21 protein-coding genes are annotated in these 23,171 nt (G+C 65.3%); 8 read left to right on the plus strand and 13 right to left on the minus strand.

All coding sequences use genetic code 11. The features are described from left to right. Positions 1-70 precede the first annotated feature (70 nt). Entirely contained in the window at positions 71-790 is a 720-nt protein-coding gene (gene lexA / locus WIMU1_RS13095; protein ID WP_023959664.1) for a transcriptional repressor LexA, read from the minus strand. Between the two features lie 222 nt (positions 791-1,012). Between lexA and WIMU1_RS13100 the strand changes: the two genes are divergently transcribed. After that, positions 1,013-1,534 (plus strand): LysM peptidoglycan-binding domain-containing protein, encoded by a 522-nt coding sequence (locus tag WIMU1_RS13100; RefSeq protein WP_062797883.1) that lies wholly within the window; start codon positions 1,013-1,015, stop codon positions 1,532-1,534. Positions 1,535-1,629: 95 nt separating this feature from the next. Then, entirely contained in the window at positions 1,630-2,079 is a 450-nt protein-coding gene (gene nrdR, locus WIMU1_RS13105; protein ID WP_023959662.1) for a transcriptional regulator NrdR, read from the plus strand. A 29-nt stretch (positions 2,080-2,108) separates the two neighbouring features. On the opposite strand, the gene hrpA is transcribed toward nrdR, so the two are convergent. Beyond that, positions 2,109-5,957, minus strand: a complete 3,849-nt coding sequence (hrpA, locus tag WIMU1_RS13110) for an ATP-dependent RNA helicase HrpA (RefSeq protein ID WP_062797885.1) — start codon at positions 5,955-5,957, stop codon at positions 2,109-2,111. 143 nt (positions 5,958-6,100) lie between these two features. On the opposite strand from hrpA, the gene WIMU1_RS13115 reads away from it, so the two are divergent. After that, on the plus strand, positions 6,101-7,339 hold the full coding sequence (locus WIMU1_RS13115) for an aminotransferase family protein (RefSeq protein ID WP_062797887.1): 1,239 nt from the start codon (positions 6,101-6,103) through the stop codon (positions 7,337-7,339). A 91-nt stretch (positions 7,340-7,430) separates the two neighbouring features. Here the strand turns inward: WIMU1_RS13115 and WIMU1_RS13120 are convergent, their stop codons facing one another. Beyond that, positions 7,431-7,961: an alkyl hydroperoxide reductase gene (locus tag WIMU1_RS13120; RefSeq protein WP_030163411.1), complete on the minus strand. Its 531-nt coding sequence runs from the start codon at positions 7,959-7,961 to the stop codon at positions 7,431-7,433. A 26-nt stretch (positions 7,962-7,987) separates the two neighbouring features. Further along, entirely contained in the window at positions 7,988-8,575 is a 588-nt protein-coding gene (locus WIMU1_RS13125) for a peroxiredoxin (protein ID WP_030163409.1), read from the minus strand. Between the two features lie 112 nt (positions 8,576-8,687). On the opposite strand from WIMU1_RS13125, the gene WIMU1_RS13130 reads away from it, so the two are divergent. Continuing rightward, entirely contained in the window at positions 8,688-9,644 is a 957-nt protein-coding gene (locus WIMU1_RS13130; protein WP_245969032.1) for a hydrogen peroxide-inducible genes activator, read from the plus strand. A gap of 23 nt (positions 9,645-9,667) precedes the next feature. Here WIMU1_RS13130 and WIMU1_RS13135 read toward each other — a convergent pair whose 3' ends face one another. The 4 genes from WIMU1_RS13135 to WIMU1_RS13150 are packed head-to-tail and all read right to left on the minus strand — an operon-like array spanning position 9,668 to position 14,301. After that, positions 9,668-10,114 (minus strand): MarR family winged helix-turn-helix transcriptional regulator, encoded by a 447-nt coding sequence (locus WIMU1_RS13135; RefSeq protein ID WP_062797891.1) that lies wholly within the window; start codon positions 10,112-10,114, stop codon positions 9,668-9,670. Next, positions 10,111-10,752 carry a DJ-1/PfpI family protein gene (locus WIMU1_RS13140; protein ID WP_062797892.1) on the minus strand — a complete coding sequence of 214 codons (642 nt, stop codon included), beginning with the start codon at positions 10,750-10,752 and terminating at the stop codon, positions 10,111-10,113. Before WIMU1_RS13140 ends, WIMU1_RS13135 begins: the two co-directional genes overlap by 4 nt. Positions 10,753-10,791: 39 nt before the next feature. Next, entirely contained in the window at positions 10,792-13,296 is a 2,505-nt protein-coding gene (locus WIMU1_RS13145) for a DEAD/DEAH box helicase (RefSeq protein ID WP_062797894.1), read from the minus strand. A gap of 27 nt (positions 13,297-13,323) precedes the next feature. Next, positions 13,324-14,301: a proteasome assembly chaperone family protein gene (locus WIMU1_RS13150; protein WP_062797896.1), complete on the minus strand. Its 978-nt coding sequence runs from the start codon at positions 14,299-14,301 to the stop codon at positions 13,324-13,326. A gap of 260 nt (positions 14,302-14,561) precedes the next feature. On the opposite strand from WIMU1_RS13150, the gene WIMU1_RS13155 reads away from it, so the two are divergent. Continuing rightward, positions 14,562-15,650, plus strand: a complete 1,089-nt coding sequence (locus WIMU1_RS13155) for an S-(hydroxymethyl)mycothiol dehydrogenase (RefSeq protein WP_062798541.1) — start codon at positions 14,562-14,564, stop codon at positions 15,648-15,650. Further along, positions 15,647-16,273: an MBL fold metallo-hydrolase gene (locus WIMU1_RS13160; protein WP_023959653.1), complete on the plus strand. Its 627-nt coding sequence runs from the start codon at positions 15,647-15,649 to the stop codon at positions 16,271-16,273. The genes WIMU1_RS13155 and WIMU1_RS13160 overlap by 4 nt, the downstream gene beginning before the upstream one ends. 12 nt (positions 16,274-16,285) lie before the next feature. Here the strand turns inward: WIMU1_RS13160 and WIMU1_RS13165 are convergent, their stop codons facing one another. Genes WIMU1_RS13165 through WIMU1_RS13175 form a run of 3 tightly spaced genes read right to left on the minus strand, consistent with a single transcriptional unit; the run spans position 16,286 to position 19,210 of the window. Next, positions 16,286-16,762 (minus strand): hypothetical protein, encoded by a 477-nt coding sequence (locus tag WIMU1_RS13165; protein WP_062797898.1) that lies wholly within the window; start codon positions 16,760-16,762, stop codon positions 16,286-16,288. Positions 16,763-16,784: 22 nt separating this feature from the next. Next, complete coding sequence (locus WIMU1_RS13170) at positions 16,785-18,059, minus strand: alanine and proline-rich secreted protein Apa (RefSeq protein ID WP_245969031.1); 1,275 nt, start codon at positions 18,057-18,059, stop codon at positions 16,785-16,787. Between the two features lie 2 nt (positions 18,060-18,061). Next, positions 18,062-19,210 carry an SPFH domain-containing protein gene (locus WIMU1_RS13175; protein WP_062797900.1) on the minus strand — a complete coding sequence of 383 codons (1,149 nt, stop codon included), beginning with the start codon at positions 19,208-19,210 and terminating at the stop codon, positions 18,062-18,064. Between the two features lie 159 nt (positions 19,211-19,369). On the opposite strand from WIMU1_RS13175, the gene WIMU1_RS13180 reads away from it, so the two are divergent. Together WIMU1_RS13180 and WIMU1_RS13185 are read left to right on the plus strand one after the other, a co-directional pair. Next, positions 19,370-20,080, plus strand: coding sequence for a DUF5642 family protein (locus WIMU1_RS13180; protein WP_147431386.1), 711 nt, complete (start codon positions 19,370-19,372; stop codon positions 20,078-20,080). A 96-nt stretch (positions 20,081-20,176) separates the two neighbouring features. Further along, positions 20,177-21,475, plus strand: a complete 1,299-nt coding sequence (locus WIMU1_RS13185; RefSeq protein WP_062797904.1) for a DUF4192 domain-containing protein — start codon at positions 20,177-20,179, stop codon at positions 21,473-21,475. A 9-nt stretch (positions 21,476-21,484) separates the two neighbouring features. Here the strand turns inward: WIMU1_RS13185 and galE are convergent, their stop codons facing one another. Continuing rightward, positions 21,485-22,477 carry a UDP-glucose 4-epimerase GalE gene (gene galE / locus WIMU1_RS13190; RefSeq protein WP_062797905.1) on the minus strand — a complete coding sequence of 331 codons (993 nt, stop codon included), beginning with the start codon at positions 22,475-22,477 and terminating at the stop codon, positions 21,485-21,487. Positions 22,478-22,487: 10 nt separating this feature from the next. Further along, on the minus strand, positions 22,488-23,171 hold the full coding sequence (locus tag WIMU1_RS13195; RefSeq protein ID WP_062798545.1) for an iron-dependent transcriptional repressor DtxR: 684 nt from the start codon (positions 23,169-23,171) through the stop codon (positions 22,488-22,490).

Raw genomic sequence — 23,171 nt, forward strand, 5'->3', positions numbered from 1 at the left:
GAAGGTGCACCCCACTCGTGTCTGCGTAGTCCCCGCGTTTGTTCGGTTGCCGAGAGTGTTGCCGGACGCCTCAGAGGCGCCGCATCACCGTGACGACTTTGCCCAACACAACGGCGTTGTCGCCGGGGATGGGGTCGAACACCGGGTTGTGCGGCATCAGCCACACCGCATCCTTGGTGCGTTTGAACGTCTTGACGGTCGCCTCCCCGTCGATCATGGCCGCAACGATGTCGCCGTTGTCTGCGACATTCTGCTGTCTGACGACCACCCAGTCGCCGTCGCAGATGGCGGCATCGATCATCGACTCGCCGACCACCCGCAGGAGGAACAGAGATCCTTCCCCGACAAGCTCTTTCGGTAGCGGGAACACGTCTTCGACGGCTTCCTCGGCCAGGATCGGCCCGCCGGCCGCGATGCGGCCGAGGACCGGAACGAACGTCGGTGTCGGCAGGGATTCGTCGGGTACCTGGACCTGGCCGGCCGCCGTGGCCGGATTGAGGTCGGTGTCTTGGATGTTGACCGCCCGGGGACGGTTGTTCTCGCGCTGGAGGAATCCTTTGCGCTCGAGGGTGCGGAGCTGATGAGCGACCGACGACGTGGAGGTGAGGCCGACGGCATCACCGATCTCGCGGATGGACGGGGGATAGCCGCGTTCGCGGACCGACGCCCGGATCACCTCCAGCACGGCTTTCTGGCGCGGGGTCAGAGACCCCTCGGCCAGCGGTTCGGAAGTGACCACCGTCGCGGCCGCCGCGTCCGGCGGCGTCCGGGTGTCTGTCGTATCGGCCATCAGGTCCTCCAGTTCGTACGGTGTCCGGCCAAGGTGTCGTAGCTGTCGAGAGAAGAAAACGCACACGTTGTTCGTTGGATTATGGGGATCACGCTAATGCAATCTGTCACAACTCTCAAACATTTGTTCGATTGGGCGTGGCGTGTGTCGGACCCCCGTGATACAACTCGAACATTCGTTCAATCGAACGAGTGATCGAACTGTTGACCCGAGGATCGAACAATGACTGCAGCCACCACCATCAGCCGCCCGGCCGCTGAGCGGCCCCGTCGCCGCCTCGCCCGAGTCGGTGGGCCCGCCGCCTCCGATCAGTACACCCGCACGGCGCGAGCGCGTGTCGACAGTACTCGCCGGCCGGCCGACCGCAGGCTCGCCGCAGACCGCCGTGTTGTCGTGGGCTGCTCCGAGCCGGGCAGTTCCGCACCGTCGGTTGCCGTCGAGCGGGATGTGTATTTCCGCCGACGTGCCTGGGCCGGAGCCGCCGTGGTCGGAATCGGCCTGATGATGCTCGTGCTGTTCCTCATGTTCTTCGGCCGGGTTGTCGAGAGCGGTGCCGCTCCGGCGAACACCGGCACGGCGGTCGTCCATGTGCAGTCGGGAGAATCGTTGGGCGACATCGCCTCTCGAATCGCTCCCGAGATGCCGACCGAAGCGGTGGTGGAGAAGATCATGGACCTCAACGCGATGAGCAATTCAGCGTTGTCGCCCGGGCAATCCCTGGTGACGCCGATCTACGCGCGGTAGCTGCAGTGCTGGGGCAAGCAATCGGCCGGGCGGTATCCTCTACAACAGAGTGTCCGGTCATTCCGACGGGGCCGCTGACGTCCGAGGAACCCTGCATGCACTGCCCGTTTTGCAAGAACGAGGACACGCGGGTCGTCGACTCACGGGTGGCCGACGAGGGCCAGGCGATTCGTCGTCGGCGGGCCTGCTCGCAATGCGGACGGCGGTTCACCACGGTGGAGAGCGCAGTCCTTGCGGTCGTCAAACGCAACGGCGTCACCGAACCCTTCAGTCGAGAGAAGGTGATGAGGGGCGTGAGGCGCGCCTGCCAGGGCCGCGCGGTCGACGATGACCGTCTGCACCTGCTCGCGCAGCAGGTCGAAGAGGCCGTCCGCGCCTCAGGATCGGCCGAAGTTCCCAGCAACGAAGTGGGCCTGGCAATCCTGGGCCCGTTACGGGATCTCGACGAGGTCGCTTACCTTCGCTTTGCGTCGGTGTATCGCTCGTTCGACTCAGTCGAAGACTTCCAGAAAGAGATCGACGATCTGCGAGCGGCCAAACCCTGACCGCTTCGTCCGGCAGTGGTGCCGCCGGATCAGCGCAGTTCCCGGATGGCCTTGATCGCCCGTTTCTCCGACACGGGATACGCAGTACGCAGGTGCTGTGCGAACAGTCCAACTCTCAGTTCTTCGACGATCCATCCAGCTTGCTCGTTGACTGCGTCCCGCCGACCGGGCGGCACGTGTCGCAGGTGATCAGTCCACGCCGACACCACCCGGTCGATGGCCGCCATCGCCTGGGCATCGCGAGCGGCGCCTGCCGGGAGCTGTTCGAGCCTCGACGTCGCAGCATCGAGGTAGCGGGGGATCTCCGCGAGGTGTTCGTCGCGTGTCGCAGAGACGAATCCGTCGAACAGCAGCTCGTCCAGCTGGTCCCGCACGTCGTCGGCGGCGATCGATCTGCCGGCCGCGGTGATCGCCGTTCGTAGGGGCGCCACGCGGGTCAGGATCGTCGCCACCCTGCGTAGTTTGTCCGTTGCCCTCCCGGTTGCCTGGCGGGCCACATTTTCCCGAAGTGCAGCGAATTCGCTTGGCGTCCAGACATTCGGCGGGTTGGGTACAAGGTCCACCACGGCAGCCCGAACGCAATCGGCCAGAAGAGCAGCGGTGTCCGGGTAGGGGCTCTGGCTGAGGGCGAGTCGCTCGGCGGTGCTCAGTGTCGAAGTCACCGACGGTCGTAGTGGCGGAACGCTGGAGACGATCATCTCGACAACAGCGTCGTACATGTTCGCAGCCTGCTCGGCCTGGGTGGGCACGGCGACCACCGTGAAACCACTGCCTCGGCGGGTCAGGGCGGGATAGCTTGTGATGTCTTGGCCGGCAACAGAACTGCGCAATGTGCGGCTGATGTCTCCAAAGGTGTCCGCGGTCCACGTGGTGGCCACAGGTCGGGATGCGGTGCCGGCCTCACTCTCCAGAGCCGCGCGAGATCTACCGGCCAGTCGATCCTGCAGTTCGCGCAGCGACTTGGAACGTCCGAGAACTTCGCCGTCGGTGGTGACGGCGGTGAAGGTCATCCGCAGGTGGTCGGGGAGTGCGGCCAGTCGTAGATCTGACGCTGCGACGTCGACACCTGTGCGCACACGGATCTCGGCGGCCACCGCCTCGGTGAGAGGCTTGCTCCTCGGTGTCACCGACTCCAGTATTTGCGCGGCCAGGTCGGGGGCCGGTCCCACTTGCCGCCGTAGGGATTTCGGCAGGGTGCGGATCAGCTCGGTGATCAGCTCCAAGCGCATGCCGGGGACCAGCCAGTCGAACCCAGAGGGCCGGGCACGCACGAGCAGCGACAACGGGATGAGCACACTCACGCCGTCATCGACGGTGCCGGGCTCGAACCGGTATCTCAAGGCATAACTCGTGTCTCCCTGACGCCAGTGGTCGGGAAACCCGGCCGGGTCGGTGGCGGCAGTGTCGGCCACGAGGTCGGCGGGATCCAGATCCAGCAAGGTGGGGTCAGCTTTGCGTGCGGTCTTCCACCACGTGTCGAAATGTCTGCCCGACACCACTTCTCCGCCGATGTGTCGGTCGTAGAAGGCGAAGAGCTGGTCGTCGTCGACGATGACGTCGGTGCGCCTCACCCGATGCACCGACTCCTCTGCGTCCTCGAGCAACGCGCGATTGCGGTGGAAGAACGGGTGTTGTGTACGCCAGTCACCCTCCACGAGCGCGTGGCGGATGAACAACTCCCGGGCAACCGCGGGATCGATCGAGCCGTAGTTCACCCGTCGTTTGGTGACCAGCGGGACGCCGTAGAGGGTGACCCGCTCGTAGGCCATGGCCGCTGAGTGTTTCCCGGACCAATGAGGCTCGCTGTATTGACGTTTGACGAGGTGCCCGGCCAGGCGTTCGGCCCATTCCGGTTCGATGCGGGCGGCGGTACGCGCCCAGAGCCGAGAGGTCTCCACGATCTCGGCCGCCATCACGAACCGTGGTGGTTTCGACGAGAGATGAGATCCGGGGAAGATCATGAACTTCGTGCCGCGAGCGCCCAGGAACTCCTTGGCGTCCCCCTCGCGGACGCCGATCTGGCTGAGCAGACCGGACAGGATGGATTGATGAATTGATGCCGCCGATGGCGATTCATGGTCGGGTGCGGTCACCGTCGCAGGAACCGACCACCCGAGGTCCTTGGCGATCCGGACCAGCTGCGCGTGCAGGTCTCGCCATTCGCGGATTCGCAAGCTGTGCAGATACTCTCGACCGCACCGCTTCCGGAACTGGTTCGACGACAACTCCGAGCGGAGTTCGTCCAGGTAGGTCCACAGATTCAGCAGGGTCAGGAACTCCGACCCCGGAGCGGCAAAGCGCGCATGCGAGGCATCGGCCGCCTGGCGATGCTCGGCCGGCCGCTCGCGTACGTCCGGAATCGACAGTGCGGCCGCCAACACGAGCATCGGGCCGACCACGCCCTGTTTGTCGGCCTCGACCAGCATGCGCGCCAGCCGCGGATCGACAGGTATGCGAGCGAGCGACCGTCCGATCGGGGTGAGTCGGCGCACGGGGTTGTCGGCCGAGGCAGGTTCGAGCGCCCCGAGTTCGTCCAGTAGTTGCTGGCCGTCCCGGATCGCCCGCTGATCCGGCGGCTGTACGAACGGGAACCGGCCGACGTCGCCGAGCCCCAGAGAGGTCATCGTGAGGATCACCGACGCGAGGTTGGTGCGCAGGATCTCAGGCTCGGTGTACTCGGGCCTGCTCTCGAAGTCCTCTTCGCTGTAAAGCCGGATGCACACACCTGCGGCCACACGGCCACAGCGCCCCGCCCGCTGCCGTGCGCTGGCCTGCGAAATCGGCTCGATCGGCAGCCGCTGCACCTTGGTGCGCGTGGAGTAACGCGACATCCGGGCGGTGCCGGCGTCGATGACGTAGTGGATTCCCGGCACGGTCAGCGATGTCTCGGCAACGTTGGTGGACAACACGATTCGCCGACCTCGGTGACTGGAGAACACTTTGTGCTGGTCTGCTGCCGACAGTCGGGCGAACAGCGGGACGATCTCGATGCCACGGGATTCAAGGTGCGCAAGCGATTTCGCGGTATCGGTGATCTCGCGTTCGGTGGGCAGGAAGACCAGGATGTCGCCTGGGCCGTGAGAACACAGCTCGTCGACGGCGACCCCGATGGCCTGTAGCTGATCGAGGTCGGCTTCGTCCTCATCGTCCACCACGAGTGGGCGATAGCGGATCTCCACCGGGTAGGTGCGGCCGGACACCTCGATGATCGGCACCGGCGCGTCATCGGTCGCGAAGTGGTCGGCGAACCGGCCGGGTTCGATGGTCGCCGAGGTGATGATGATCTTCAGGTCGGGGCGGCGTGGCAGCAGTTGCTTGAGGTAGCCGAGGATGAAGTCGATGTTGAGGCTTCGCTCGTGGGCCTCATCGATGATCAGGGTGTCGTACTCACGGAGCATCCGGTCCTGGGACAATTCACGCAGCAGTATGCCGTCGGTCATCACCTTGACCAGCGTGTCGTCGCCTGCCTTGTCAGTGAAGCGCACCGAATATCCGATGACGCCGCCGAGTTCGGTCCCGGTTTCCTCGGCGATCCGTTCGGCAACCGACCGCGCAGCGAGTCGGCGAGGCTGAGTGTGACCGATCTTGCCGGCCAGTCCGCGCCCCAGCTCGAGACAGATCTTGGGAAGCTGTGTGGTCTTACCGGAACCGGTTTCACCGGCGACGACAACAACTTGGTGCTCCGAGATCGCCTCGGCGATGGCATTGCGGGCCTCGGACACCGGCAGTTGCGGCGGGTAATTGATCGTGGGGACGAGCGCGCGTCGGCGCTCGATCACAGCCGGATCCGGCCGGTCGGTGCGAGTGGAGCGGCTGGTCGGACGTCGTCGCCGTTTACGCCGGGCGGACTGTTCCGGCTGGTTGGACGAAGTCGACATAACTGGTCAAGCCTACCTGAGCGGCGGATCCGGCAATGTCCGGCGGACCCGTGTCCCCGCTCCCGGCGCGCCCGAACACGGATTGACACGAGAGTGGCTGCGGCCCCGGAGGAAACCAGGGGGACACCAGGCATGATGTTCACATGACAGTCTCAACTTCTGCCGGTCTCTGGCACGGATTCGCCGACATGGGCGCAGTGAGCACCACGGGACCCTTTGTGGTCACCAAGGGTGAAGGCGTCCACATCTGGGACGACAAGGGGAACAAGTATCTCGACGCCACAGCAGGCCTGTGGTTCACCAACGTCGGGCACGGACGCACGCAGATCGCCGACGCGGTGGCGAACCAGTTGAGCACACTGGCGCACTACTCCGGATTCGGTGACATCACCTCCGACGTCACGGCGGCGTTGGCCGACCGTCTGTCCGGCCTCGCTCCGGTACCGGGGAGCAAGGTGTTCTTCACCTCGGGCGGCAGCGATTCGATCGACTCGGCCGTCAAACTGGCGCGCCGCTACTGGCATGAGATGGGCAGGCCCGACAAGAAGATCGTGGTCGGCCGCACGAAGGCGTATCACGGTATGCACGTCGGCGGCACCGCGCTGTCCGGGCTGCCCCCGAACCGCGAGAACTACGGCGATCTCATGGCCGATGCGGCCACTGTCGACTGGGATGACGCCAAAGGGCTGCTGGGGTTGATCGAGCGGGTCGGTGCCGAGAACATCGCCGCGTTCTTCTGTGAACCGATCATCGGAGCGGGCGGGATCTACCTCCCGCCGGAGGGTTACCTCGCCGAGGTGCGCCAGATCTGCCGCGACCACGATGTGTTGTTCGTCGCCGACGAGGTGGTCACCGGCTTCGGTCGGATCGGCGGATCATGGTTCGCCTCGAGTCGATTCGACCTGCAACCCGACATGATCGCCACCGCGAAGGGATTGACGTCGGGGTACGTGCCGATGGGCGCGGTGTTCATCGCCCCGAACGTCGCCGAACCGTTCTATTCCGGCGGTGTCTGGTGGCGCCACGGTTACACCTACGGAGGTCACGCCGGGGCCGCAGCAGCAGCCATGGCGAACCTCGACATCATCGAGACCGAAGGTCTGCTCGAAGATGCTGCCCGCTTGGAGTCGGATCTGCATGTGGCGCTTGCGCCGCTTGCTGATCTGGACGCGGTCAGCGAGGTCCGCAGCGGGCTAGGTGCGGTGAGCGCCGTCCAGCTCGAGGAGCCTTCGCGGGCACCTGCTGCCGTGGCAGCTCTGCGCGCTCACGGCGTCAGCGGACGGGCGGCAGGCCAAGGCGCACTGCAGATCTCGCCGGCGTTTGTGATGACAGGCGCGCAGGTGGCCGAGCTCGCCGAGCGGATCTCCGACGCCCTGAGCTAGTCACTCGACAACAGAACCCACCGGTTCCGGTGAGCCGGCCGACAACGGCGACCGGCTTCGATCGGAACGGGTGGGTCCTGTGTGTCGGGGTCTATCCGACGAGAACGTCGGCCGTGCTCAGTGCGGCTGCCACGCCGGCGACGATGGAAGCCACCTTGAGTGCCTCGAGAATGGCCTCGCGGTCGATGCCGGCTTCGCGCAGGGTGTTCTCGTGAGCGGCCACACAGTGACCGCACCCGTTGATGGACGACACCGCGAACGACCACAGCTCGAAATTGGCCTTGTCGACGCCGGGATTGCCGATGATGTTCATCCGCAGCCCGGGTCGCAGGTCGTCGTACTTGCCGTCGAGGAAGCCCCGTCCCCGGTAGAACACGTTGTTCATGCCCATGATCGACGCGGCGCCCAGTGCGGCGTTGTACGCCTCTGCCGAAAGCGTGTCGGCCGCTTCGTCGGCGATCTCCTTGAGCACCACCGCGTTCTTGGTCGCGGCTGCGGTCGACAAGAGGGTGCCCCACAATTGCTCGTCTTTGAGAACCGTTGTGCGAGCAATCGATCCGAGATTGAGCTTGAGGTCTTTCGCGTACTCGGGCAGCGCGTTCTTCAGGTTGTCGATACTCATGTCTCACCCAATCCTTGTTGCGAGCGTCAGACGCTTGCGGTCAGCAGCTCACCAGCGTTGATGGTCGGATCGCCCTTCTTCCAGTTGCAGGCGCACAACTCGTCGGACTGAAGTGCATCCAGCACCCGCAGAACCTCGTCGACGTTGCGGCCGACGGAACCGGCCGTCACCGAGACGAACTGGATTTCGTTGTTCGGGTCCACGATGAACGTCGCACGATCGGCAACACCGTCGGCGTTGAGCACGCCGGCTGCCGATGCGAGTTCACGCTTGAGGTCCGAAAGCATCGGGAAGGGAAGCGTTTTCAGATCTTCGTGCTGCGCACGCCACTGGAAGTGCACGAACTCGTTGTCGACGGACGCTCCGAGGACCTGGGCGTCGCGGTCTGCGAACTCATCGTTCAACTTGCCGAAGGCGGCGATCTCCGTGGGGCACACGAAGGTGAAGTCCTTGGGCCAGAAGAACACGATGCGCCACTTGCCCGGGTGGTCGTCGCTGCTGATGGTGGTGAAGTAGTCATCGGGCTGCTGGGCGTCGACCTTCGAGAGGTCGCCGCCGATCACGGCCGTCAGGTTGTAGGAAGGAAATTGGTCGCCGATGGTCAGCAAAGCCATGGTGCTCCTTGGTATTCGACTAGAGATGCGAGATTTTCAGATCTTCGATGTGTGCGGACGCGTCAGTGCGCACTGAACCATCGTGCCCAAGTACGGGCGAAAAGGAAACGTGATGAGTAGCACTAAGGTGATAGGTATGGCCGATCAAAGTTATCAACCGACCATCGCCGGGCTCAAGGCCTTTGCGGCCGTCGCCGAGAAACGCCATTTCGGCTCTGCGGCAACCAGTCTCGGCATCAGTCAGCCGTCGCTGTCCCAAGCCCTCGCGGCCCTGGAGGCCGGACTGGGGGTCAAACTTGTCGAGAGGTCGACCCGGCGTGTCTTCTTGACGAACGAGGGAAATACCTTGCTGCCCAGGGCCATGTCCGCCATCGATGCCGTTGACTCGTTCACCCACGCCGCTGCGGGAGTCACCCAGCCGATGACAGGTACTCTCCGACTGGGTCTGATCCCGACTGTCGCGCCGTATGTCTTGCCGACTGTGTTGCGCGGACTGGGTGAACATGTTCCTGCTCTGACGGTGAGGGTGGTCGAAGACCGGACGGGCCCGTTGCTCGAAGCCCTGCGCCACAATTCGATCGACGCGGCGATGATCGCGTTGCCGTCTGACGTGCCGGGGATGATGGAGATCCCGATGTACGACGAGGATTTTGTCCTCGCTCTGCCGGCGGGCCATCCACTCGCCGGTGCACGTGAGGTCAATCCGGCTGCGCTGGCTGATCTTCCGCTATTGCTGCTGGACGAAGGGCACTGCCTGCGCGAACAGGCCCTGGAGGTCTGCCGCCTTGCGGGGGTGCGTCCGGATATGGGCCCCACACGGGCGGCGTCGCTGGCCACGGCTGTGCAGTGCGTAGAAGGTGGCCTGGGGGTCACGTTGATACCCGCGACGGCCGAACGCACCGAAACCGCCCGGGGTTCACTGGCAACGGCACGGTTCGACTCGCCGCGCCCGGGGCGTCGCATCGGTCTGGTGTGGCGCGTGACAAGCGGACGAGAAGCCGAATATCGCACGCTTGCAACACTGATTGCCGACCTGGTCACGGAGTCCGGTGCTGCGCGGGCAGTGTAGTTGCTGCGTGCCGTTCGAGTCCGTCAAGTCGCCGACTCCAACGACTCCAGTGCGGCGGACAGGTCCCGCAGACCGGCAAGCGCGGCCTCCCACCGTTCGACACCCAGGTGGCCACACAACTGCGCGGCGAGGGCTGCATGCCCAGGGTTGATCCGATGCACGGCATCGCGCCCGGCATCGGTGGCCTCCACGAGCTTGGCCCGACGGTGGGCCGGGTTGTCGTGGTAGGCGACGAGGCCTTGTGCGGCAAGCACATCGGCGGTGCGTTGCACACTCTGTCTTGTGATACCCATCGTCCGTGCGATGTCGGAGACCGTCAACGGCTCACCGAGGATGGCGCCGAGCACTTGCCAACGGGTTGCGGTCAGCCCGGCAGGCTCGGCCAATTGTTCTGCCACGGCCATGAACTGACCGTTGAGCCGAAAGGTGGTGAGGGCCGAATCGCTCAGGAGGTCCTGAGGGTCTGTCATGCCTGAAGCGCCATCAGGTCGTGATAGCCGGCGGGGTCGCCGCTGTAGAGCCGGAACCAGGCCGCAAGGACCTCGGGGGTATATAGGTCGAGCTCGGCGAAGATCTCGCGGGCGAACGCCACCGGCTGCATGGCGGCGGCGGTGATGAGGTGGCCGGGCGTGCTGGTGTCGGTGACCGCTGGTTCGTCTACGTACTCCGCCGCACCCGAGTATCCGGTCCACGACAACGCCTCGGCGGCGTTGCTGGTGTGGCGCCGACCGTCGAGCAACCCGGCTCGGGCCAGCCCGACGGTCGCGCCGCAGATCGCGGCGACGGGAACGCCCGCGGCCAGGAACGCGGCCGCGGCGTTCGTGAAGTCGCCGAGGTCGCCGGTCATCCACGCGCCCGCTCCGGGGAGGATCAGCATTGCACTGTCATCGGGATCCAGGTCACCGATCGCGAGGTCGGGCACGATGCGCACGCCGCCCGCGGTGGTCACAGCGTCGGTGGTGGGGCCCACCGTACGAATCCGGTAGCGACCGGGTCTTTTCTGATGCTCCGGGTCGTTGATGTGCGCGACGGCGTGACCGGCTTCCCAGTCAGCGAGTGTGTTGTAGACGGCGAGGTGGACGACTGAAGTCGCGGGGTCTGAGGACATGACAACATACTGTCAATATGACAGCGTGCTGTCAATGGGTCATCCGGCCTGGATGTGCAGGTCGAGCAACTCGGGTTCGTCCTCGGCGGTGTCGGGCCTGCTGTACCTGGCAACGATCGACCATCCGTGGTCACCGTCGGGGTCGTCGAGGACCTGGCGGGCAACCCACTCGTCACCGTCGGCTTCCACCGAGAACAAGGCCGGGCTCCTGGCTGCCGGCCCTGCGCCCGGAGCGCCGTACTCGTCGAAAAATTCCGCGGTCTCGTCGAACCAGTCGAGATCGGGGTAGGCGGCATGCAGTGCGGTCCAATTCCGGTTGGCCAACAGGTTGACGAACCGGAACATGTTGTTGCGCAATTCGACTCGGGTAGCTCGAGTGTTCGGCGCCCGGCCCGGTGGCGTCACGGACGCCAGCGGGTCGGCGATCACCTGGTCGGGGTGTGTCAGCTGCTCCCATTCGTCCAGCAGGCTCGAGTCCACCCGGCGAACCAGCTCGCCCAGCCATTCGATCACGTCGTCGAGTTCGTCTGTCCGTGCCGAATTGGGAACACTCTGCCGCAGGGTGCGATAAGCATCCGTCAAATACCGCAGCACCACGCCCTCGCTGCGGGCCAGTGCATAGCGCGAGATGAGGTCGCCCCAGTCCATCCCTTGTTCGATCATGTCGCGGAGTATCGACTTGGGGCGTGGGGGAGTGTCGATCACCCACGGGTGACCCTGCTGGTAGGTGCCGAACGCCTCGAAGATGAAGTCGCGCAGCGGTCGTGGCCACGTCACCTCGGTGAGGAGCTCCATCCGCTCCTCGTACTCGACCCCGTCGGCCTTCATCTGCGCGATGGCCGCGTCCCTCGCGACCTTCTGTTGGCCCATCAGCACCGGACGCGGATCTTCCAGTGTCGCCTCGACAATCGAGATCAGATCGAGGGTGTAGGTGTCGGAGTCGGTGTCCAGCAGCTCGAATGCCGCCAGGGAGAAGGGCGACAACGGGTTGTTCAGGGCAAAGTTGTTCGGCAGGTCGACAGCCAGCACGGCGTAGCGGCCCAGGTCGTCGGGTTCGTCGAGTCGCAGGACCACGCCGCTGTTGACCAGGGATCGATACAGCGACAAGGCCCGAAGGATGTGCCAGCGTTGACGGGCCCGGGTCTCGTGGTTGTCTTCGAGCAGGTGACGCATGGCCGTGAAGCAGTTGCCCGGGCGGGCAATCACTTCCAGCAACATGGACGTGCTGACACCGAACCGGGACCGCAGGGGTTCGGGCGGAGCGTCGATGAGCTTGTCGAATGTTGCCTCACCCCAGGAGACGAACCCCTCCGGCGCCTTTTTGCGCTGGATCTTCTTCAGCTTCTTCGGATCGTCACCGGCCTTGGCGACCAGCCGGGCGTTCTCGACGTCGTGATCAGGCGCTTGGGCGACCACGAAACCGCGGACGTCGTACCCGGCCCGGCCCGCCCTCCCGGCGATCTGATGGAACTCGCGGGCACGCAGGTGGCGCTGACGCACGCCGTCGTACTTGGTCAGCCCGGTCAGCAGGACGGTGCGGATCGGCACGTTGATGCCGACACCCAGGGTGTCCGTCCCGCACACAACGCGCAGAAGCCCTTGCTGGGCAAGGCGTTCGACAAGGCGTCGATAGCGCGGCAACATGCCGGCATGATGCACGCCGATTCCTGCGCGGACCGTCTTCGACAGGGTCTTGCCGAAGCCCGTGCTGAAGCGGAAATCGCCGATCTCCGCTGCGATCGCATCGCGTTCGGACCGGCTGCAGATGTTGGCGCTGAGCAGCGACTGTGCGCGTTCCATCGCGGAGACCTGGGTGAAGTGCACCACGTAGACCGGCGCCCGGTCTTTGGCGATCAGCTCTTCGATGGTCTCGTGCACGGGCCGGGTGGAGTACGAATACTCCAGCGGGACCGGGCGAGTGGTGCCGGTGATGTCGGCGGTGTCACGTCCGGTACGACGCCGTAGATCTTCGATGAAGAAGTCGACATTGCCCAGCGTCGCCGACATCAGGACAAATTGGCTCTGCGTCAGCTCGATCAGGGGGACCTGCCACGCCCAGCCACGGTCGGGCTCGGAGTAGTAGTGGAACTCGTCCATCACCACGATGCCGATGGAGGCATCAGCGCCTTCTCGCAGGGCGATGTTCGCCAGGACCTCGGCCGTGGCGCAGATGATGGGGGCACCGGCGTTGACCGAGGCATCCCCGGTCAGCATGCCCACGTTCTCGGCGCCGAACTGGGCGCAGAGGTCGAAGAACTTCTCGCTGACCAGCGCTTTGATCGGCGCCGTGTAGAAGGCGCGACGGCCCTGTGCGGCAGCGAAATAGAGTCCGCCGCTGGCGATGAGCGATTTACCCGAGCCGGTGGGGGTGGAGACGATCACGTTCGACCCGGCGGCGAGTTCGAGGAGCGCCTCGTCCTGGTGGGGGTACACCTCGATCCCGCGCGCAGCCCACCAGTCGACGAACGCGGTGTACAGGCCGTCGGGGTCCGCGTCCCCGGGATTCGGGAAGGCGAGCGGCCGAGCCTCTGCGGACTGTGTCACCAATGCAGGTTAGGCCACCGTCGGCGATCAGCCGGCAGTGCCGCCGCCCGCCTGGCCCGGATCATCGTCTGAGTTGCGGTCGCTGCCGGCCTCCCCGGTCTGGGTGGCGAGGAACCGTTCCAGCTCGGCCCCGAGCTCGTCGCCGGTGGGCAGATCACCCTCGGCGGCCAACAGCGATGCCTTCTCCTGTTGTGCCTGGTTGAAGGTGTCGTACTGCGTTTCGAGCGCGGCGACCACAGACTCGACCTCCTGGTTGCCCGACACCTCGGCGTCGACCTGGCTGCGGACCTTCTCCGCCGCGTTGGCCAGTGCGGCCGTCGGCAGATCCAATCCGGTGATCTCGCCGAGCGACTCGAGCAACTTGTGCGACGCGGCAGGGTATTCCGCCTGCGAGAGATAGTGCGGTACATGGACGGAGAGTCCGGCAGTTGTCAAACCGTGCTGCCCCAGACGGAGTTCGAGCAGCATCGACGCGCTGGCGGGAACCTTCAGCTCCGAGCCCCATCGGGGCAGCGAAGCGATCAGGTCCTTGTCGTTCGCGTGCGCGGTGATGGTGGACGGCCGGGTGTGCGGTATCCCCATCGGGATGGCGTTGAGACCGATCACGGTGGACACCCCGAACCGATCCGACAATCCCTGGATGGCGGCGACGAACCGTTCCCAGCGCAGGTCCGGCTCGGCGCCGGAGAGCAGCAGGAACGGCGTGCCGTTGTTGTCGCGCACGGCATGCAACGTCAGCTCGGGCATCGCCACGTCGGTGAACTGGTCACCGGTGAACGTCATCAAAGGGCGTCGCGATCGGTAGTCCATCAGTTCGTCGGTGGAGAACGTCGCCACCAATTCCGATTCCAGACTCTGCCGCAAGTGGTCCGACGCGAGTTTGATCGCGTGGCCTGCGTCGGCGAAACCCTCCAGCGCGTGGACCAATACCGGTCCGTCACCCTCGTCGCCGGTCACCTGTGGCGCTGGAAACTCGAGCTCGTAGAGCGTGGACTTGTCGTCCATGGCGAACCTCCTCGCTGCCCAGTCCTGCTGTCGTGTGGATAAGTGTTCTCCATTGTCGCCCATGATCGGCCGTTCGAACCAATCCCTGGCCGAGAGTCAGCCCTGACCACGGGCTCAATGGCGACTAGTGTTCTCAACGGAGTTCGAACGGTGTCAATTCCCCAGCGAGTTCGCCGTGAGCGAAAACCAAGCAAACGTTAGGGTGAAGACCGCGGCGGTCAGACCGCCCCCAAACACGGTCAGTGCAGCGAAAGGCAATCATGGCAGAGCAGGTGCGTGGTGTGGTCTCGGCAGGAAAAGGGGCCCCGACCACGATCGAGACGATCACGATCCCCGATCCAGGCCCCCGCGACGTGGTGGTGCGCATCCTTGCCTGCGGCGTGTGCCACACCGACCTCGCCTACCGCGAGGGCGGCATCAACGACGACTACCCGTTCCTGCTGGGACACGAGGCCTCCGGCATCGTTGAGACCATCGGTGATCAGGTCACCCATGTCGAACCCGGCGATTTTGTCGTACTGAACTGGCGCGCCGTGTGCGGTGTGTGCCGAGCCTGCAAGCGTGGTCGCCCCTGGTACTGCTTCGACACGTTCAACGCGAGCAAACCGATGACCCTGCAAGACGGCACCGAGCTGACCCCCGCACTCGGTATCGGTGCGTTCGCGGACAAGACGCTCGTGCACGAAGGTCAGTGCACCAAGGTCGCCCCCGATGCCGATCCGGCAGTGGTCGGGTTGCTGGGGTGCGGTGTCATGGCCGGCATCGGAGCCGCGATGAACACCGGTGGCGTCGGCCGCGGCGACAGCGTCGCTGTGATCGGATGCGGTGGGGTGGGCGATGCCGCCATCGCGGGCGCCAGGCTTGCCGGCGCGACCAAGATCATCGCGGTCGACCGCGATGCCCGCAAACTCGAGTGGGCGACCTCTCTCGGCGCCACCCACACCATCGATGGTTCTGTGACCGACGATGTCGTCACTGCCATCCAGGACATCACCGACGGCAACGGTGCCGACGTGGTCATCGATGCGGTCGGTCGGCCCGAGACGTACAAAACCGCGTTCTATGCGCGCGATCTGGCCGGTGTCGTCGTGCTCGTCGGTGTGCCGACACCCGAGATGACCCTGGAGATGCCTCTGGTCGACTTCTTCTCTCGCGGCGGTGCCCTCAAGTCGTCCTGGTACGGCGATTGTCTGCCCGAGCGTGACTTCCCGATGCTTGTCGACCTGTACCAGCAGGGCAGGTTGCCACTCGAGCTGTTCGTCACCGAGCGTGTCGGATTGGACGACGTGGAAGCCGCGTTCAGCAAGATGGAGGCCGGCGAGGTCCTGCGTTCGGTGGTGATCCTGTGACCGTTCGCGTCGACCACGTCGTCACCTCGGGCACGTTCAGTCTCGACGGCGGTACCTGGGATGTCGACAACAACATCTGGCTCGTCGGTGACGATTCCGAGGTTGTCATCATCGACGCCGCACACTCGTCGGCGCCGATCATCGAGGCGGTCGCCGGACGTACGGTCAAGGCCGTGCTGCTCACCCATGGCCACAACGACCACATCACGGTGGCCCCCGAGTTGTCGCGCACCCTCGATGCCCCGATGAAGATGCACCCGGGTGACCGGATGCTGTGGGACCAGACGCACGCCGATGTCGCTCCGGAGGAACTGGCCGATGGTCAGAAGATCAGCGTCGCGGGCACCGACCTCGTCGTGATCAACACCCCGGGGCACTCGCCTGGTTCGTCGTGCATCTACGCACCAGAACTAGGGGTGCTGTTCAGCGGCGACACACTGTTCTCGGGCGGACCCGGCGCAACCGGTCGCTCGTTCTCGGACTTCCCGACGATCATCGAGTCGATTCGGACCAAGATCTTCACGTTGGATCCGGGGACGAAAGTGCACACCGGACACGGTGATTCCACTGCGGTGGGTACCGAGTCGCCACACCTCGAAGAGTGGATCAAACGCGGGAGCTGACCTCGCGGGAGGTCAAGCATCCAGTGCAGGCGGCGAGCTGATCCTGGTGATCAGCTCGTCGACCCGATCGTGCTGCACTGTTGCCCCGCCGGACAATGCGGCCGCCACGTTCTCCAACTCGGCGACCGCGGAGTCGGCGTGAGCAAGCGCGGTTTCCCGCAGTCGCGGGGGAGTCTTGGACACCGCTATCAGCCAATTGTCGAGATCTGTTGCGGCCAGCTCGATCCGGACCCTGGCGTCGATACGTTCGCCGTCGTACTCGAGCTTCGGGTCGGCGCGGAGGAGGGCCAGCGCGTCGCGAATGCGCCGGTGCAGCCGCGCTTCCGGGTCGTGCGAACCTGCCCATGCCGCGGGCGCATTGGTGGTCTGGCCGGGGATGATCTCGTTCGAGCGCACCGCGCTGTCTCGGATCCGGCGGGTCATGAGGAAGACACCCACCGCGGCGGCAACGCATGCGACGAGGACAACGACCACGATCGCGGTGGTCATGACGGCCTCTCGGTGGATGCGGTCATCGCAGCGCCGCCCACGTGGCGACCACTGCGATGATGACGATCAGGGCCGCGAGCACGGCGAACGCGATCTTCACCTTGCTCCACGGACGTTGGCCCTGCACCTCGCCGGTCACCCCGTTGATGAAGACCTGGAACGGATTGCCCGCGTAGACCACGGTGAGCAGCCAGATCGGCAGCAGGACGTGCTTGAACGTGAGTGCGTTGTACCTGGTGTCCTTGCTGTTGATCCGCTGGTGGTCACCGCCGATGTCGCGACGGATCGCGTGGTCGATCCCGGCGTCGATCCGTGCCTGGGCCACCGGAAAACACTGGTCCGCGTCGTGATCGTAGGTGCGGCACAGATGGCCTGCGACGAACTCGGGTGTGTACGGCGTTGCCTGAGCCGTCGGCCAGGGTTCGAGTTCATGCACCTTGTCGGTGTCGAATCCCGTGTTCGCCAGAACCGCCACGTCGTCGAAGTCGACCCCCACGACACCGGAACGGTGACTCCATCGCGTGCGGGTCTCGGTGCGGCGATTGTCGCCGCTGCCGACCGTCACCGTGTAGTTGTCGCCGCGCATTCCGGTGTACGACGTCGTGGTGTCGGCGTCGTAGGTGAAGTAGGCGGCGTACACGCTGCTGAACGCGCCCACCTCGCGGTACTTCTTGAACTCGGTTGGGGCGAACCAGCGACTGTTGATCCACTTCTCGATCACCTCGCGGCCCTGCTTGTCGTCGACCTGGAACGGCAGGATGCCGTCGACGGGGAGTCGCGTGGGGGCGTCGTGGATGTCGTCGCGCTGGATCGGGGTGGCACAGTACGGACACCGGGTGGCGGTCAGGGTGCCGCTGAAGGTTGTTCTGCCGCCACAACTCTGGCAGACGATCTCGCGCTCGCTCACTGTCTGACCCGACGAGTTCTCGGCGATCAGCCCGCGCAGCTGGGTCATCGTGGAGGCCAGGTCGTGTTCGACCACCCGCCGGTTCGGATCCAGCACGATCTGATGGGAACGACCGCAACTCGGGCAGAGCAACTGCTGTGACGCCGGGTCGAACACCAACTGTGCCCCGCAGGTGTCGCAGGGATAGGTGCGCGTCCCCTCGGTGACCTGGAACTGCGCTCGCTCGGGATCGGATGGCCCGGGTACCGGTTGCTGTGGCGCGGCCGGTCGTGGGTCATGCGTCGGCAATGGTGGCGGGTCGAAGGACGAGGGCGCGGCGTAGCCCGAAGGCGAGGCGTCCGGCTGAGCATGACCGGGCAGCGGCGGCGGTCCGACGTTGTCGTCGTTCATGGCTACGCCGATGGTGTGGTCGTCGGGATGGGTGGCGGGGTCGCGAACAGGCCCGCAAGAGCGGGAACGGTCGCGGCCTGCGCCCATCCGGGCATGCCCTGGGTCCACACCAGAGTCGCCCCGGTGAACTGCCCCGACGCGACCGCACCCTGCAGCTGGGCGACGGTATAGGGACCCGCCGGCTGACCGCCGTTGTCGATGTGGAACGTGACGGCCCCCGGCAACGGCGGAGGCCCTTGTGGCGCAGCCGCATTCGCCTGCTGCGCCTGCCCGCCGAACTGGCCGGCCATCTGGCTGCCCAGCGCCACGCCCATACCGGCCGACATCATGTCGCCCATTGCGCCCCCGCCGGGGTTCTGCGCTGCGGCGAGCATGGCGTCGGCGGCTCTGCCCTGCTGATAGCGGCCCAGGTCGCCGACGTTGTTCAGGAAGCCGCCCTCCTCGACGCCGCGGGCGACACCACGCGTCATCGCCGAGGTGATCTCGTCGGGCAGCGAGATGTTCATCGTGATGGAGTCGATCGACAGCCCGAACTCGTCGTCGACACGTTCGGCGACGAAGTCCCGGAGTTTCTGCGACAACTCGACCTGGCGCCCCTGGAGGTCGATCACACCGAGACGGGTTTCCATGATCATGTCCGAGAACGCCAGTGTGATGACACGCCTCAACAGCTCGGAGATCTCCTCCACGTCGACCTCGCTGTCGGTGCCGATCACCTCGCGAAGAAATATGTCGGGTTCAGCCACCCGAACGACACACAAACCGTTGGCCCTCACCTGGACCATGGTGAAATCCGGGTCGCGCACGGTGACCGGATTGGCGGTACCCCAGCGGAGGTCGGTGACCGGCCGGGTGTTGATGAAGTACACCTCGGACCGGAAGGGGCTGTTGAACCCGTGCTTCCAGCCCTGCAGGGTGCTCAGGAGGGGGAGGTTCTCGGTGGTGAGCTGATAGTGGCCCGGACCGAACCGATCGGCGAGCTGCCCGCGGTAGACGAAAACAGCCTGCTGACCTTCACGGACGATGAGCTCGGCGCCGTTCTTGATCTCGTTGTGGTAGCGAGGAAACCGCCAGGCCAACGTGGAGCGCGAATCATCGATCCATTCGATGATGTCGACGAGTTCACCCTTGATCTTGCCGATGATCCCCATAACCGTTGTTCTCCTCGCGGCGTCGCCTGATCGCTGTCTTCGGTGATGTTCGCGCAGCAGTCGCCCCGGCGGCTGTCACTAGTGGGCAGTCTAATCGTGTCGCGCGCCCCGATGGCCTGCTCGCGGTGGCACAGTGGGTCCGGTGAGTTGGGTGTCGGGGTGAGCCGAGTGGCAGGTTTTCGTGCGGGGCGACGGGGGTTGTCCTTGCTGGCGATGGTCGCTGTCATCGCGGTCGCCGGGTGCACGTCCGCGGTCGACGGTGAGCCGACGGCAGCACCGACTGGATCGGCGGAGCCGCAGAGTTCGAGTTCGAGCCTCGACCTCGCGTCTCGGTCCGTCACCGCTGCAGACTTTCCGGCCGGCTACTCGCCGACAGAGGTGACCGGAGACCAGTTGGGCGCCGTGCTCGCCGATACGGCGGGAGTTCCCACCGGCGGCGGTGTGAACCCACCGAACTGCGCCCCGAGACCGTTACCCAGTGGCGGCGGGCAAGCAGCGGCATGGGTGGCAACCGGCGCAGGGCCCAATGCGGGAACCCTCAGTGCCGTGTCGGTTCTGGTGAACTCGCCGCTGGCCGACCTGCAGACCCAGATCCAGAACTGCCCGTCGTACACAACCGACGCATTCGGTGCGACAGCCACCGTGACCACCACGATCCTGCCTCCTTCGCCCGCGGAATCCGACGAGTCGATGGCGTTCCGTCGGGTCACGGTCTCGGGGGCGATGACTCAGACGATGACCGCGCTGGTGGCCCAGAACGACGGGGTACGTGTATACGTCACCTCCCTGGTCGCAGGTCCGCGGCCCGGATCGGATGGGTTGGCACTCGACGAGTTGTACACCAAGGCGGTCTCTCGCTCGCGTGGCTGAGTCGGCCGCTGTGGACAACCCGGGATCGGTGGACAACCCGGCCGAATCGGTCCTCGTGCCATCACCTCTGTTGTCGGGTGCCCCGAACATCGGTGCATGACATCTGACAGCTACGCCACATCGGTTTCCGGCCCGGGGGCGTTGATCACCGCCATCCCGGCCCTCCTCGGCTTCATCCCGGAGCGTTCCTTGGTCCTCATCACCCTCGACGGGGAGGGTGACGAGATCGGCACCACCATGCGACACGATCTTGTGCTCGATGACAGGGGGCGTCCGACCTCGGAGATGCTCGCGCTCATCGAGCACCTCGCGCACGTGTGTGAGTCGTATGACGCACAGCTTGTGATGGGGGTCGTGATCGACGGCGCCCATCCGGCCGACAGCCCCCACTATCGGCGCCTGTTCGCGATCATCGATCGGCATCTGTCCGCGGTCGGCGGACTGTACGGCGGTTTCGTGACGCCTGCCATCACCGCAGGTTCTCACTGGACGACGATGTGGGACAACAGGTCCGACGCACAACAGGGGAGCGGTCCGGCCACGGGTGTGCTGGGTGACCCGACGATCAGCCCGGTGGCCATCGCACGTGCCGTCAAGAACGGCAGGCGCGTACTGATGACCCGCGACGAGATGGTGAACAGTTTGTCAGCCCTTCCGCACTGTGCAGATCCGGCCTGTGACGCCCACGCCGTGGCCGCCGACGATGACAGCGCGTACTGGCGGATCCACGACGAACGCGCGGCGAGTGCGCTGTTTCCCTCAGGGGAGGACGACGAGCTGGACCCACAGGATTGTGGTCGAGTGGACGACACCGCGCACTGGGTGAACCGGGTCCCGCAGTCGCTGGACCAGACGACAGTCGCTCCGTCGACACTGCGACAGTGGGCCGAGTCGGCGGCGCCGCAGCGAATTGCGTTGCCGACCTTGGTCGATGACCTTCGCCGCCTCCAGGAGAGGCTCGACCTCGAGAGCGCCCTGGATGTGCTCGAGGACGGTCGTGAGCTGACGTGTGCCGATCTCCGGTTCTTCGACAAGGCCCTTCGTGAGTTCTACGTGCGCGACTCACTGCTGGCGCTGGCGGTCACCGACCGATGGATGGACGCCGAACGGGCGTGGACGCAGGCTGCTCGTCGGCTCCGCGGTCGCGGACAGGCATCTGCGGCTACGTTGCTCGGATTCATCTACTACGTACACGGCAACGGGGCGATGGCAGGCACCGCGTTCGACGTCGCGTTGCGCGCCTGCCCGGACTACTCGATGGCGGTGTTGTACAGCGATGCCCTCGTGCGGGGGATCCCACCCCACAGGATCAGCGAATGCGCCGAATCAGGATTCATCGTCGCGCGGTCACTGGGCGTGACACTTCCGGAACCCGTGATGCGGCCGGCGGCCTGAGAACAGACGTCAACGAGCGGCGGCTGCCGCCGAGTGGGCCCGATCACCGAGGGTCCGTGTGAACTCCCAGGCGTCGCGGACGATGACCGGCAGGTCTGTCTTCTCCGGATACCACCCGAGGTCGGCGATGGCCTTGTCGCTCGAGGCGATCAGGACGGCGGGGTCGCCGGCGCGACGCGGCGCATCGACGACGGGGATGTCGAGACCCGTCACCTCGGCACACGCCGAGATGACCTGCCGCACAGAGAATCCCGTGCCACTGCCCAGGTTGTAGATCGCGTGACGACCGGCTATTGCCGATTCGAGCGCCAGCACATGTGCCTGCGCCAGGTCGTACACGTGGATGTAGTCGCGTATCGCCGTGCCGTCATCGGTGTGGTAGTCGGTACCGAAGACTTTGATGTGGTCCCGGTGTCCGAGGGCGACCTGAAGGATCAGCGGGATCAGATGCGTCTCGACCTGACGATTCTCGCCCGCGCCGGCATGTGCGCCCGCAACGTTGAAGTACCGCAAGCTCATCGCGGCCAGCCCGTGGGCTGCCGCGTAGGACGTGATGGCGTGGTCGATGGCCAGTTTTGTTGCGCCGTAAGGATTCGTCGGCCGAGTCGGTGAGGACTCGAGAATCGGCACCGACTCAGGTTCGCCGTAGGTGGCGGCGGTAGAGGAGAACACCAGTCGCGGGGTTCCCGAGATCCGAACCGCCTCGAGGAGGGCCAATGACTCGACCACGTTGCCGTACCAGTATTTTTCGGGTGACTCGACCGATTCGCCCACCAATGACTGCGCGGCGAAGTGGAGTACGCCGTCAAATGGGTCGGAGCCGAGTACTCGCGGCGCGACCTCACTCACGTTGCCCTGGATGAACGCGGCGTGGTCGGGCAGGGCATCGACGTTGCCGGTGGAGAGATTGTCGATGATGGTGACGTCGTGGCCGTGCTCGATCAGCACCCGAGCGCAGACGCTACCCACATAACCGGCTCCGCCGGTGACCAGAAGCTTCATTGCGGTGCGGTCAGACCTTCTCGACCTGCAGCGAGTGGGCCATCTCCTCTGACAGAGTCAGACCTTCGTGTCCCGGGGTGATGATGACGATCGCGCCGGGCTTCACCGACACGGTCACCCGCGCGTTGGGCACCACGCCGGCCTCACGGAGCTGACTGATCAATTCGATGTCCGACTGGGCGTGCTCGGACAACCGCCGGACGATCACGGCAACCGGTTCGCCCTGCGGGAGTTCGGAGATGCGTGTCATGGGTCCGGGAGGTGCGATGTTCTCATAGCCCAGCAAGTCCAGGCCCGGGATCGGGTTGCCGTACGGCGAGGTGGTCGGGTGGTCGAGGACCTCCAGCAAACGGCGCTCGACGTTCTCGCTCATCACGTGTTCCCAGCGGCATGCCTCGGCGTGCACGTCTTCCCACGGCATGCCGATCACGTCGACCAGCAGCCGCTCGGCGAGCCGGTGCTTGCGCATCACCGATACGGCGAGGCTGCGGCCCTTGTCGGTCAACTCGAGGTGGCGGTCGCCCGCAACCATGACCAGTCCGTCGCGTTCCATCCGTGCGACGGTTTGTGACACCGTCGGGCCGCTCTGTTCCAGTCGCTCGGCGATACGAGCCCGCAGCGGAACGATGCCTTCTTCCTCGAGGTCGTAAATCGTCCGGAGATACATCTCGGTGGTGTCGATCAGTTCGTTCAC

Source organism: Williamsia muralis NBRC 105860 (assembly GCF_001598915.1).
GTDB classification, from domain to species: Bacteria; Actinomycetota; Actinomycetes; order Mycobacteriales; family Mycobacteriaceae; genus Williamsia; species Williamsia muralis.

What these genes read in the sequence shown, in the direction of transcription:
- lexA (WP_023959664.1), bottom strand. Translation starts at nt 790, where the DNA reads ATGGCCGATACGACAGACACCCGGACGCCGCCGGACGCGGCGGCCGCG.
- WIMU1_RS13100 (WP_062797883.1), top strand. Translation starts at nt 1,013, where the DNA reads ATGACTGCAGCCACCACCATCAGCCGCCCGGCCGCTGAGCGGCCCCGT.
- nrdR (WP_023959662.1), top strand. Translation starts at nt 1,630, where the DNA reads ATGCACTGCCCGTTTTGCAAGAACGAGGACACGCGGGTCGTCGACTCA.
- hrpA (WP_062797885.1), bottom strand. Translation starts at nt 5,957, where the DNA reads ATGTCGACTTCGTCCAACCAGCCGGAACAGTCCGCCCGGCGTAAACGG.
- WIMU1_RS13115 (WP_062797887.1), top strand. Translation starts at nt 6,101, where the DNA reads ATGACAGTCTCAACTTCTGCCGGTCTCTGGCACGGATTCGCCGACATG.
- WIMU1_RS13120 (WP_030163411.1), bottom strand. Translation starts at nt 7,961, where the DNA reads ATGAGTATCGACAACCTGAAGAACGCGCTGCCCGAGTACGCGAAAGAC.
- WIMU1_RS13125 (WP_030163409.1), bottom strand. Translation starts at nt 8,575, where the DNA reads ATGGCTTTGCTGACCATCGGCGACCAATTTCCTTCCTACAACCTGACG.
- WIMU1_RS13130 (WP_245969032.1), top strand. Translation starts at nt 8,688, where the DNA reads ATGAGTAGCACTAAGGTGATAGGTATGGCCGATCAAAGTTATCAACCG.
- WIMU1_RS13135 (WP_062797891.1), bottom strand. Translation starts at nt 10,114, where the DNA reads ATGACAGACCCTCAGGACCTCCTGAGCGATTCGGCCCTCACCACCTTT.
- WIMU1_RS13140 (WP_062797892.1), bottom strand. Translation starts at nt 10,752, where the DNA reads ATGTCCTCAGACCCCGCGACTTCAGTCGTCCACCTCGCCGTCTACAAC.
- WIMU1_RS13150 (WP_062797896.1), bottom strand. Translation starts at nt 14,301, where the DNA reads ATGGACGACAAGTCCACGCTCTACGAGCTCGAGTTTCCAGCGCCACAG.
- WIMU1_RS13155 (WP_062798541.1), top strand. Translation starts at nt 14,562, where the DNA reads ATGGCAGAGCAGGTGCGTGGTGTGGTCTCGGCAGGAAAAGGGGCCCCG.
- WIMU1_RS13165 (WP_062797898.1), bottom strand. Translation starts at nt 16,762, where the DNA reads ATGACCACCGCGATCGTGGTCGTTGTCCTCGTCGCATGCGTTGCCGCC.
- WIMU1_RS13170 (WP_245969031.1), bottom strand. Translation starts at nt 18,059, where the DNA reads ATGAACGACGACAACGTCGGACCGCCGCCGCTGCCCGGTCATGCTCAG.
- WIMU1_RS13175 (WP_062797900.1), bottom strand. Translation starts at nt 19,210, where the DNA reads ATGGGGATCATCGGCAAGATCAAGGGTGAACTCGTCGACATCATCGAA.
- WIMU1_RS13185 (WP_062797904.1), top strand. Translation starts at nt 20,177, where the DNA reads ATGACATCTGACAGCTACGCCACATCGGTTTCCGGCCCGGGGGCGTTG.
- galE (WP_062797905.1), bottom strand. Translation starts at nt 22,477, where the DNA reads ATGAAGCTTCTGGTCACCGGCGGAGCCGGTTATGTGGGTAGCGTCTGC.